This window comes from Streptococcus sp. HMSC057G03, assembly GCF_001808745.1.
GTDB lineage: Bacteria > Bacillota > Bacilli > Lactobacillales > Streptococcaceae > Streptococcus > Streptococcus parasanguinis_Z.
Genome location: NZ_KV794415.1, coordinates 63052 through 72507, shown reverse-complemented (window position 1 = coordinate 72507; position 9456 = coordinate 63052). Strand labels below are relative to the sequence as shown.

Annotated in this window: 8 protein-coding genes and 1 pseudogene; all 9 read right to left on the bottom strand. The window is 43.2% G+C overall.

What is annotated here, in order from left to right:
• Positions 1–85 precede the first annotated feature (85 nt).
• Positions 86–1954, bottom strand: a complete 1869-nt coding sequence (locus HMPREF2686_RS00395; protein ID WP_049485666.1) for an ABC transporter ATP-binding protein — start codon at positions 1952–1954, stop codon at positions 86–88.
• A complete protein-coding gene (locus HMPREF2686_RS00390) occupies positions 1944–3689 on the bottom strand; it encodes an ABC transporter ATP-binding protein (protein WP_049483017.1) in 1746 nt (581 codons plus the stop codon). Before HMPREF2686_RS00390 ends, HMPREF2686_RS00395 begins: the two co-directional genes overlap by 11 nt.
• A gap of 386 nt (positions 3690–4075) precedes the next feature.
• Entirely contained in the window at positions 4076–5221 is a 1146-nt protein-coding gene (locus tag HMPREF2686_RS00385) for an FtsX-like permease family protein (RefSeq protein WP_070448786.1), read from the bottom strand.
• Between the two features lie 3 nt (positions 5222–5224).
• A complete protein-coding gene (locus tag HMPREF2686_RS00380; RefSeq protein WP_070448784.1) occupies positions 5225–5905 on the bottom strand; it encodes an ABC transporter ATP-binding protein in 681 nt (226 codons plus the stop codon).
• Positions 5902–6477, bottom strand: a complete 576-nt coding sequence (locus tag HMPREF2686_RS00375) for a TetR/AcrR family transcriptional regulator (RefSeq protein ID WP_070448782.1) — start codon at positions 6475–6477, stop codon at positions 5902–5904. The genes HMPREF2686_RS00380 and HMPREF2686_RS00375 overlap by 4 nt, the downstream gene beginning before the upstream one ends.
• Positions 6478–6625: 148 nt before the next feature.
• Entirely contained in the window at positions 6626–7549 is a 924-nt protein-coding gene (locus tag HMPREF2686_RS00370; RefSeq protein WP_003007935.1) for an aldo/keto reductase, read from the bottom strand.
• A 111-nt stretch (positions 7550–7660) separates the two neighbouring features.
• Positions 7661–8269 carry a hypothetical protein gene (locus HMPREF2686_RS00365; protein ID WP_003007937.1) on the bottom strand — a complete coding sequence of 203 codons (609 nt, stop codon included), beginning with the start codon at positions 8267–8269 and terminating at the stop codon, positions 7661–7663.
• A pseudogene (locus HMPREF2686_RS00360) lies at positions 8266–8736 on the bottom strand (hypothetical protein); the annotation flags it as partial. The pseudogene HMPREF2686_RS00360 and the gene HMPREF2686_RS00365, both read right to left, overlap by 4 nt.
• Positions 8730–9359, bottom strand: coding sequence for a hypothetical protein (locus tag HMPREF2686_RS00355; protein WP_070448780.1), 630 nt, complete (start codon positions 9357–9359; stop codon positions 8730–8732). The gene HMPREF2686_RS00355 and the pseudogene HMPREF2686_RS00360, both read right to left, overlap by 7 nt.
• Positions 9360–9456: the final 97 nt, after the last annotated feature.

The following is a 9456-nucleotide window of genomic DNA, read 5'->3' as shown; positions in this document are numbered from 1 at the left end:
TCCGTACTCACCTAAGGAAAGTTTCTAAGAAGTCATTATCCATAAGCCAAAAAAGCCTGAGCTAACGCTCAAGCTTTTTTTATTATTAATCAATTTCAAGTCCACCGGTGTACAAGCGGTAATAGGTGCCACGTTCTGCCATCAAGGAAGCATGGTTGCCTCGTTCGATAATGCGTCCGTGGTCCATCACTATGATGACATCGGAATTGACAATCGTCGATAGACGGTGGGCGATAACAAAGACTGTCCGACCTTCCATCAGGCGATCCATCCCTTCTTGCACCATCTTCTCTGTCCGTGAATCAATCGAAGACGTCGCTTCGTCCAGAATCAAGACAGGCGCATTGGCAAGGGCTGCACGGGCAATGGCGATCAATTGTCGTTGACCATTTGATAGGCCAGCCCCATCATCCGTCAAGACTGTCTCATAGCCCTGATCCAAGTGCTTAACAAAGGAATCCACATTGGCAATCCGAGCTGCTTCAAGGATTTCTTCCCGTGTTGCATCAGCACGGCCATAAGCGATGTTTTCCGCAATCGTACCAGTGAATAAGTGGGTATCTTGAAGAACGATTCCGAGGGAACGACGCAGAGAATCTTTCTCAATCAATTTAATATCGATCCCATCATAAGTAATCATTCCGGATTGGATATCATAGAAGCGGTTGATCAAGTTGGTGATGGTTGTCTTTCCTGCACCAGTCGCTCCGACAAAGGCCACTTTTTGACCCTTATCCGCGTACAAGTTGATGCCATGAAGGATTTGTTTCTTCCCATCATAAGAGAAGTCAACATCATCAAAGACCACATTTCCGACCATTTTCACAAGCTGGTAATCCCCATTTGGACGAGGGTGTTTCCAAGCCCATTTGTTGGTTTTCTGATCGGTTTCGACCATTTCTCCATCGACCAGTTCATAATTGACCAACGTCACTTTTCCTTGGTCGACTTCTTCTTCTTCGTCCAAAAGATCAAAGACACGATCTCCACCAGCCAAGGCCATGAGGACAAAGTTCAATTGTTGAGAAACCTGGGCAATCGGACCTGTAAAGGAACGGTTCAATTGCAGAAAGGCCATGAGACCACCAATGGTTAAACCACCGACGCCGTTTAGCGCAAATAGTCCACCGATCAAGGCTGTCAGAACAAAGGAAACATTTCCCAAGTTCCCAAGAATCGGCATGAGGACATTGGCATAGCGATTGGCTAGATAAGAGGATTCAAAGAGCTGGTCATTGATCCGATCAAAATCTTCAATGCTTTCAGATTCGTGCACAAAGGCCTTGACCACTTTTTGACCAGACATCATTTCTTCAATAAAGCCGTTCTCAATCCCCAAGTTCTTTTGTTGGGCCCCAAAGTAACGACCTGATTTACCAGAAACATCCTTGATGATAAAGACCATGACGATAACCATGAAAAGAACAATCAAGAACAGGAGTGGACTAACCGTCAGCATGGTAATCGTTACCCCAAGGATGGTAATCGCTGAGGATAAGAGTTGAGGAATGGATTGTTCAATCGCTTGGCGAAGAGCATCAATATCATTGGTATAGATAGACATGATGTCCCCGTGTTGGTGGGTATCAAAGTAACGAACGGGCAGTTTTTGCATGCGAGCAAACAACTGATTTCGAAGACTTCTAAGTGAGTCTTGTGAAACAGTCGCCATAATCAAGGTAAAGCCATAGTTGGCAAGTACCCCGATCAAACAGATCAAACCAACTCGTGTCAAGAAGGACAAGAGCGGTCCAAAATCATGGCTGTTGCTTGTCAGCATGGGCTCCACATAGACGTCGACCAAGGACTGAATCGAAGCTGTCACATTGACCGTCGCAAGTGACGATAGAATAATTAAGATAAAGGAAACAATCAAGGACACCTTGTAGTTTTTCCAAAGGAAGTCGAGCAGGCGAAGGATAGAGCCTAGATTTGCTTTTTTCTTAGTTTTCATCTGCTTCTCCTTTCCCTTGTGTTTGCATTTCATATACTTCTTGGTAGATGGCATTGGTCGCAAGCAATTCCTCATGACGACCGATCGCATCGATTTGGCCATCATTCATCACGATGATGCGATCTGCATCTTGAATAGAGGAAATTCGTTGACCAATGATGATTTTGGTAGTCTCTTTCAAACTGGTTGCCAATCCTTGACGGATCAAACTATCCGTCTTGGTATCGACCGCCGAAGTCGAATCATCCAAGATCAAGATCTTCGGATTCATGAGAAGGGCACGCGCGATACAGAGACGCTGGCGTTGGCCACCGGAGACATTGGATCCCCCACGCTCAATCATAGTGTCATAGCCATCTTTGAAATCTTGAATAAATTCATCGGCTTGGGCAATCTTACAAGCTGCGATGATCTCTTCATCTGTCGCATCCTTATTTCCCCAGCGCATATTTTCTTTAATCGTACCAGAGAAAAGGACATTGGTCTGAAGAACCATGGCCACTTGCTTACGAAGGGAATCAAGATCGTATTCTTTGACATCGTGGCCTGCTACTGTCACCCGACCAGACTCGACATCATAGAGACGAGGAATCAACTGCACCAAGCTTGATTTTCCTGATCCTGTTCCTCCCAAGATACCAATCACTTCCCCTGAACGAATAGAAAGATTAATCCCTTGTAAGACATGGGTCTTGTCGCCATTTTCATCGGTATAAGCAAAGGTCACATCCTCAAAGTTGATGGAACCATCAGCAACTTCTTTGATCCCATTTTCTGGAGAGTCAATCGTCGTTTTGGTCGTCAAGACTTCATTGATCCGCTCGACAGAGGCCATGGAAATCGACAACATGACAAAGATCATCATAAACATCATGAGCGACATGAGAATGGTCATGGTGTAGCTAAACATAGAAGTCAGATTCCCAGTGGAGAGTTGGCCACCAACGATCAGATGAGCCCCAATCCAAGAGATCAAAAGGAAAGAAGCATACATGGAAAGCATCATAGCTGGGCTACTCAAGACAACGACACGGATAGCCTTCATAAACATGTTATAAATCAAACGCGAAGCCTTCTTGAATTTAACCGTTTCATCTGCTTCCTTAACGTAGGACTTCACCACTCGCATATTGGTGATGTTTTCCTGAATGCTGTTGTTGAGATTGTCATAAGCTTCAAATACTTCTGTAAAGAGCGGATACACAATCTTCATAATGATGCTTAAGACCGCTGCCAAAAAGATGGTCACATAGACAAAGATCATGGCCATTTCCGGATTGATCAAGAAACAAGCCACAATGGCAAAGATCAAATTGAGCGGTGCCCGCACACAGATCCGGATGACCATTTGATAAGCATTTTGCACATTGGTCACGTCCGTCATCATCCGAGTAACCAGACCACCAGATGAGAACTGATCAATATTCTCAAATGAGAAGGTTTGAACCTTTTTGAAAATAGCCCGACGAAGGTTTTTGGCAAAACCAGCCGATGCATAGGCGCCATAACGGGCAGACTGCATCCCACAAAAGAGGGAGAGAAAGGCACAGACCAGCATGAGCCCACCGTAAAACAAAATATTGTTCATGTTTCTTTGTTGAACACCTTGGTCCAAAAGACTCGCCATGACAAAGGGAATCGAAATCTCAAACATGACTTCAAAGACCATGAACAAGGAAGCCAAAATCGAGGGCTTCTTGAATTCTTTGATCTCGGAAATTAAGGATCGAATCATTATTACCTCCATAGTTTTTCATACTTTTTTCTGCGGTAGAAGCAAAGCTTTTTTCCACTGAAAAATTGGTCAAAACACACAAAATTCCCTGAGGGAAAGACCCTAGGGATTACGCATTTTTTATAGTCTTCATTGTAACCTAAATTGCAAAAAAATGCAAGATTTTTAGACAGCATCCGTTTTTCTGTTGATCTAGAACAAATGAGGCTGGGACAAAAGTCCTAGCCTCTCAGTTGTCTTTGAATTGTCGAGCAAGACGCAGCGGTTGACTGGGCTCTACTACGCTGATTTCATCAGCTTTTACAGCCCTACTCAACTGTGCGGAGGGGGGACGACGAAATCGAATTCTAACGAATTACCAATTTCTGTCCCACTCTCTTTTCTATTTATTCAGCTAAGAGCACTTCTTTGATGGTTTGTTTTTGGAGTTTTCTGTTGGATAGATAAAAGAGGCTTTCATAAACCACCGCAAAACCGAGCAAAGTCCAAAAGCACACATTCCAGTCAAAGTTGTGCTCAATCTTTTCAGGTACCGTATCTTTGATCACACCAATCAAGATTTCCATGATGCCGTATTGATAAGCCGTCCCAAGGGCAAATCCTAGATAAGCCCAGAAACGATAAGGAGCGAGAATATGACTTTGGCATTCACGATCGGTGTAGCCAAAAGCCTTCATAAGAGCCAAGGTTTCGCGACTTTCTGAAACGACAATTCCCAATGACAAAAAGAGGATTGAGAAAGAAAGGATCAAACCAATCATAATCATCATCGTTTGGATGATGTCATCTGTGTAGTCCCTTAGGCCAAAAGACAATTGAACCATGGCCGCAAAACACATAGAGCCAAAGACCACAAAAAACAGGATCGATTTTCTCCCCCAAATCAGCGACGAAGACAGCTCTTTTAGGAAGGATTTCTCTTTCTTAGAAGCCCTTTTTCTCCTTTTGACCTTGATTGGACTTGGGGATTTTTTCAATAAGCGAAGGGCCGGCGTTTGTAGTTGTCTTCTAGCATAGCCAATCGCAAGGACCATAAAGAAAGTCGTTGGCAGCATCACCAAAGCGACCAAGAGCTGCCAATGAAAATGAATGGTAATGTCTGGCAGAATCCCCTTCTCATTGCGAAAGTCATAAAAATGACCCATCATAAGAAAAGAAGCGAAATAGCCAAGAAGTGCTCCAACTCCAAAACTGAGTCCAAAAGCCCAAAATCGTTTCGCCAACTGGCTATTGCTATAGCCTAAAGCCTTTAAAATCCCTAATTGTTCCTTGTGGTCATCAACAAATTGTTTGATATAAAAACACATGAGAAGGATCGACGTCAAGGACAAGACGACCCCACTGACCATGGCCACCATCCAAGATAGCGAAACCTGGGCATCATAGTAGGTCTGAATCATCGGATTGGATTTAGAAATCTCCAACTGCTCGATATCCAGGTAAAAATTCAAGAAGAGATTGGCCACAAAGACCGCACAGACTCCAATGATACTAACGACAACTAATTTTCGAATATCTTTTACTGAAAACATAGCTTACCATCCAATCTCATAGGCAGTCTGAGGCTGATCATTGGTCACAACTTCGATAATCTTGCCACTATTGACACGAATGATGGTTCTGGCCATATCCGCAATATTTTGGTTGTGCGTCACCATAATGAGGGTAAAGCCTAGCTTTTCCTTTAACTTCCAGATATAGTCGAGAATCTTGCGCCCTGTTTCTTCATCTAGGGCCCCCGTCGGCTCATCTAAGAAGAGAATCTCTGGCTTTTTGGCCAAGGCACGAGCAATGGAGACTCTCTGCTGTTCCCCACCCGACAATTCACTTGGATACTTGTCCAGCTTATCGCCAAGACCCAAATCCTCGATGATCTGCAAAAAATCATGATTGTTTGCCAGATCAGCTCCCATCTTTACATTCTGTCTAACCGTGAGATTCGGTAATAAATAATACTGCTGAAAAATAAAGGCGATCTTCTCACGTCTAAAGGCTGTCAATTGCGCATCCGTGAGTTGCGATAAATCCTGTCCTTGAATGAGGATATGCCCCTCATCTACCTTTTCTAATCCGGATAATACGTTTAAGAGAGTTGACTTTCCTGATCCAGAAGGGCCTAGGATAACCACATCATCCTGGTCTTGAATCTGCAAATCAATCCCTTTTAAAACCTTGGTTTGGCCATAGCTTTTTTGAACATTTTCTAGTTGAATCATTTCTTTCCTACCATTTCTTTGATGAGAGATTGAAAAACCTCTGTCAGTAATCCAATCACTTCTTCCATGCTAAACTGATAAATACCAGAAGCAACCATAGAGGCCATCCCGTGTGAGTAGATAAATAGATGCTGGTACAAGCGACTAGCCTCCTCTAACGTCAACGGATAGTCTGCGACAATCGAATCCAGAACCAATTGGTAACTATAATCCTTCATAGGAAGAAAATCTTGAAAGCGACGAATCGGCTCTTTGCTAGGATTTTGGAAAAGCAATTGAAATAGTTGGGGCTCTTTTGAGGCGAAAAGGATATAAGCAACCCCGACAGATCGAAAAGGCTTCTCATCTTCTAAGGCCTTGCGAATATACTCCACCACGACCATTTCCGCAGCACCAATAACCTCTGCTTGTAACTCAGCCATATTAGCAAATTGCCCAAAAATGACTCTCGGTGTAGCTCCCAGTTTCTCCGCTAATGCTCGAGCTGTCAAGCTAGCCATGCCCTCTTCTCTCACCAATTGTAAAGCTGTCCCAATGATAGCCTCTTTACTGAATTTAACCTTTGGTGGCATAAGACTCCTTTCGCGCAACATTTGTTGCGCAACACTTGTTGCATAAAGAATACCATAAAAAAGAAAGACTTGTCAAGAAAAATTCGTAAAGTATAAAACAAAAGACCAGCCCACTGATACAAGTGAAGTCTGGTCTACTAACAAGATTCTAAGGCAAATCATTTCCTGCAGCCAAGTAGATTTGGTACCATTCCTTGCGGGTTAGAGTGACTGTTGCTGCTTTCCCTGCTTCAAGGACATGCTGGGGTTTGGTCGTTCCGATGACAGCCTGCATCTTACCCGGATAGCGGAGGACCCAAGCAAGGGCGATGGCTGTCGGAGTGACCTGGTATTTCTTCGCCAAGTCATTGAGGACATGATTGAGGGCCGCAAACTCTTCCTTGCCGACAAAGTTCCCCTTAAAATAGCCATGCTGGAGGGCAGACCAGGCTTGAATCACCGTATCGGTTAAGCGACAATATTCAAAGACACTGCCATCTCGCACGGCTGCTTTTGGCCCTTCCATGTTGACATGAAAACCAGCCTCAAAGCTAGGCGTAAAGGCGGCACTCAACTGCAACTGGTTGACCTTGAGAGGCTGTTTGACAGCCGTTTTGAGCAATTCCATCATCATAGGATTTTGATTGGACACCCCAAAATGACGGACCTTGCCCGCTTGCTCCAAGTGATCAAAAGCTGCCGCCACTTCTTCCGGCTCCATGAGGGCATCCGGTCGGTGAAGGAGGAGACTATCTAAGCGCTCAATCTGCAAACGCTCGAGGATGCCATTGACGGAGTCCAAAATATAGTCCTTAGAAAAATCAAAATAGGTAAAGCCGTCTTTGCGAATCCCACACTTAGACTGGATCCACATCTGATCCCGAAGATCCGGACGGCCCTTGAGAACCTTCCCCAGCAGGATCTCACACTGACCATTGCCATAGATATCCGCCAGGTCAAAAGTGTTGATCCCAATCGATAAGGCCGCCTCCACCAAGGCCTCCACCTCGTCTTCACTCATCTGACTGATCCGCATCATCCCAAGGACAATCGTGGACAGACGCTCATTTTCAGCAAACTCAATATAGTTCATGTCCGCCTCCTTTTCTGTAGTTCTATTGTAGTGAAAAGGCTTGCAAAAGTCAATGTGAAATCAAAAAGCCCTCAGAAACAACTGAAGGCTTACAGATTGAAGTAGAATGCCTCATTCGTCGTCAACCAACTCCACTTCTCCATGGATTCGGATGTATTCTTCACGCTTTCGATCCAATTCTTCCCAGAGTGGCTCATCAACAGCTTTCATTGCTTCTATCTCTTTCAAGCTAATGTCAACCGCTTCATTGTAGGTTAAATGCAACAAATCTGCATGTTTTGTTTTAAATTCTTCAATGCTCAGCCATGTTTCCTTATCATCTTCGCTAATGTGACCGCCAATGGCAGAGGCTACCTCAATTGCCATGATATAAAGAGCTCGCTTATCAACCGTTAGAATATCTTTATGAGTCGTGATGATTCGTAGATAGTTTCCTTTTTCTCGTCCATCACTTTCATAGGAATCTACAAAATTTAAATTTATATCTTCATACTTAAAAGTCGCCCAAGGATCGTTGCCTACTCTAAAATCAGCCATTCCCCAACGCTCATCATTTGAAGAAAATTTATCCAAACTAACACTAAAATAGAAGTCATCATCACGTGCATAAGAAAACTCAACCTGCACTCCCTTACGTTCCTTGAACCACATTTTCCAAGGATATTCCATACAGGCTTGATAGATGTTAGTTTCGTAGTTACCTTTAAGATATAGTTTCACTCGTCGTCCTCGTCATCCAACTCCACTTCACCATGGATTTTGATGTATTCCTCATTCCTGCGGTCATCTTCTGCCCAAACAGGGTCTCTCACATCGTTCATAAAGGGAATTTCTTCCAAACTCAGCTCATTGGCCTATTCATAACTCATCGAAAGGATATCCTCATGCCGTTTTTTAAATTCCTCTACACTTAACCAGCTCTCTTTATCATCTTCGCTAATCTGACCGTCAATTGCAGTCGCAATTTCAATAGCCATAATGTAGAAAGCACGTTTATCAACAGTGAGAAGGTCAAGGTGGGTAGAGGCTAAACGGAGACAGTCTCCTTTTTCTTGATAGTCTGTTACTGGATTGTCTTCAAAATCTAATTCAAGATTTTCATATACATGACTTCCAAATTCGTTGGCAATCCCTTCTTTCAACCGAACATTATTCCATCTATTATCATGCATATATAATTTCAATCGTCTTCCTCATCGTCATAAACACGTTCACCATGGATTTTGATGTATTCTTCTCGAAGCCGTTCCTCCTCTACCCATAGAGGATCTCTTACCGGTACCATTGTCTTTAATTCTTCCAAACTGATTTCAACAGCTTCATCATAAGTCAGTGAAAGAACATCCTTGTGCAACTCCTTAAAAGTCTCTACATTCACCCAGGTCTCTTTGTCATCCTCGCTAATCTGACCATCAATGGCAGAAGCTACATCGACTGCCATAATATACATCGCACGTTTATCAACTGTTAAAACATCTATATGAGAAGTTGCGATACGTAAATAATCCCCACGTTCTCTCCACTCTGTAATGAAAGTTTTTTCAAATTCAAGGGATATATTTTCATATTTATAGGAATTCCACGGATTGTTTAAATCATAAGAGGGGATATTATCCCATCTTGAGTCACAAAAACGCCATTTATCAAAGCTTACTACAAAGTAAAAATCGTCTTGCAACATCTCATCATCACCAACGTTTGAGTATGTAATAGGATGACCATGCCATTCCTTAAACCACATTTCACAGAGCAACTCTCTTGTCGTAAAGGTTATTTTTTTCTTAAAATCACTTTTGATATAGAGTCTCATTCGTCTTCCTCATCGTCATCCAACTCCACTTCTCCATAAATTCGGATGTATTCCTCGCGCTTCCTATCCAATTCTTCCCAGAGTGGCTCATCAACAG

Bases quoted from the DNA above. Each gene is read 5' to 3' on its own strand.
- HMPREF2686_RS00375 (WP_070448782.1), bottom strand. From the start codon at position 6,477: ATGCCACCAAAGGTTAAATTCAGTAAAGAGGCTATCATTGGGACAGCT.
- HMPREF2686_RS00390 (WP_049483017.1), bottom strand. From the start codon at position 3,689: ATGATTCGATCCTTAATTTCCGAGATCAAAGAATTCAAGAAGCCCTCG.
- HMPREF2686_RS00385 (WP_070448786.1), bottom strand. From the start codon at position 5,221: ATGTTTTCAGTAAAAGATATTCGAAAATTAGTTGTCGTTAGTATCATT.
- HMPREF2686_RS00380 (WP_070448784.1), bottom strand. From the start codon at position 5,905: ATGATTCAACTAGAAAATGTTCAAAAAAGCTATGGCCAAACCAAGGTT.
- HMPREF2686_RS00370 (WP_003007935.1), bottom strand. From the start codon at position 7,549: ATGAACTATATTGAGTTTGCTGAAAATGAGCGTCTGTCCACGATTGTC.
- HMPREF2686_RS00395 (WP_049485666.1), bottom strand. From the start codon at position 1,954: ATGAAAACTAAGAAAAAAGCAAATCTAGGCTCTATCCTTCGCCTGCTC.
- HMPREF2686_RS00355 (WP_070448780.1), bottom strand. From the start codon at position 9,359: ATGAGACTCTATATCAAAAGTGATTTTAAGAAAAAAATAACCTTTACG.